The 1,776-nt window shown below is 76.9% G+C and carries 1 protein-coding gene; it reads left to right on the top strand.

The window, feature by feature from the left end; all coding sequences use genetic code 11:
• The coding region (locus ACFWX1_RS43935) for a beta-ketoacyl reductase (protein ID WP_378395848.1) at nucleotides 1-1,596 on the top strand (1,596 nt) is incomplete at its 5' end.
• Nucleotides 1,597-1,776: the final 180 nt, after the last annotated feature.

Below are 1,776 nucleotides of genomic sequence, written 5' to 3'. Positions count from 1 at the left end.
CGCGCGGGGGGGGGGGCGGGGGGGGGGGGGGGGGGGGGCCGCGGGGGGGGGGGGTGTCCGGGTCCTCCCTGGGGGCCGGGCGGGGCCGCCGCCCCGCCCCCGCACGAAGGAGTCGCGGACCTCGCCCGGTCGCCGGTGTGGGGCGTGCTGCGTACGGCACAGCTGGAATACCCCGGCACCTTCGTTACCGTGGACATCGACGACAGCGCGCTCCCGGTCTCCGGGCTATGGGCGGCGATCGAGGCGGGCGAACCCGCTTGCGCCGTCCGCGGCGGGGAGCTGCGGGTCCCGCGCCTCGCCCGCGCCGAGGTCCGTCCCGCGCGCCCCGTCGACCTGCCCGGCACCGTCCTGGTGACCGGGGGCACGGGGGTGCTGGGCGCCCACGTCGCCCGCCATCTCGTCACCACGCACGGCGTCCGGCGGCTGGTGCTGGTCAGCAGGCGGGGCATGGCCGCGCCCGGCGCCACCGGGCTGCACGCGGAACTGACCGGCCTCGGTGCCGACGTCACCATCGCGGCCTGTGACATCACCGACCGGGCCGCGCTCGGGAACCTGCTCGCCGGACTGCCGTCGTTGTGCGCGGTCGTGCACACCGCGGGGGTCGTCGACGACGGCGTCCTGACGGCTCTGACGCCGCGACGGATGGCGGACGTCCTCAAGCCCAAGGTCGACGCGGCCTGGCACCTGCACGAGCTGACCGCCGATCGTGCTCTCACCGCGTTCGTGCTGTTCTCCTCCGCGGGCGGCACGCTCGGCGCCGCCGGGCAGGCCAACTACGCCGCCGCCAATGTGTTCCTCGACGCGCTGGCCTGCCACCGCCGGGCACTCGGCCTGCCCGCGGTCGCGCTGGCCTGGGGCCTGTGGTCGGACGGCGGGATGTCCGGGGCCCTGCCGGAGACCGACCTCGTCCGGATGGCCAGGTCCGGCGTGCTCGGACTGTCCATTGCGGACGGACTGGCCCTGCTGGATCTCGCCTTGTGCGCGGACGAGCCCGCGCTGGTGCCGGTGCGCCTCGATCTCTCCGCGGTCCGCGACGAAACCCCTGCCATGCTCCGGGCACTGCTGCCGGGCCATGGGCGGAGGGTCGCCGCGTCCGCGCCGGACGATAGCGAGTGGTCGCGGCTGTCCCGGCTGTCCGGCGCGGACCTGGACGAAGCGCTGCTGGAGCTGGTCCGCCGCACCGCGGCCGCCGTTCTCGGCCATGACGACGCCGCCGCCGTCGATCCGCGAAAAGGCTTCCTGGAACTGGGTTTCGACTCGTTGACCGCCATCGAGCTGCGAAACCGGCTCGGCGGCGTCACCGGCATGCGGTTCCCGGTGACCTTGATCTTCGACCACCCCTCGCCCGCCGCCGTCGCCGGGCTGATCCGGGACGGGCTGGTCACGGCGGACCGCGTCCCGGTCGAGGAGTACCTGGCGGAGCTGGAAGCCGCGCGGGACACCCTGGACGAGGCCGAACGCGCCCGCGTCGGCGCGCGGCTGCGGGCCCTCGTGGCGGCCTGGGGCGATTCCGGCGTCGCGGATCTCGACCTGGCCGGCACGGAGGAACTGTTCGACATCGTCGAAGCGGAACTGAACGGCCACGACGGGAGCTGATGCCCGGTGCGCGGCCGGTGGTCGCGCACCGGGCATCAGCGCGGTCCGGGAACCGGCGGGCGGGTGAGGTGAAGGCGCGCCCGGCGGGGGGGGGGGGGGGGGGCGCGGGGGGGGGGGGGGGGGGGGGCGCGGCGGGCCGCCCCCCCCCGCGGCGCGGGGGGGGGGGGGGGCGGGCGGCGC

This window comes from Amycolatopsis sp. NPDC059021 (genome assembly GCF_042739895.1).
Lineage (GTDB): Bacteria > Actinomycetota > Actinomycetes > Mycobacteriales > Pseudonocardiaceae > Amycolatopsis.
This window is presented reverse-complemented; position numbering and strand designations above follow the sequence as displayed.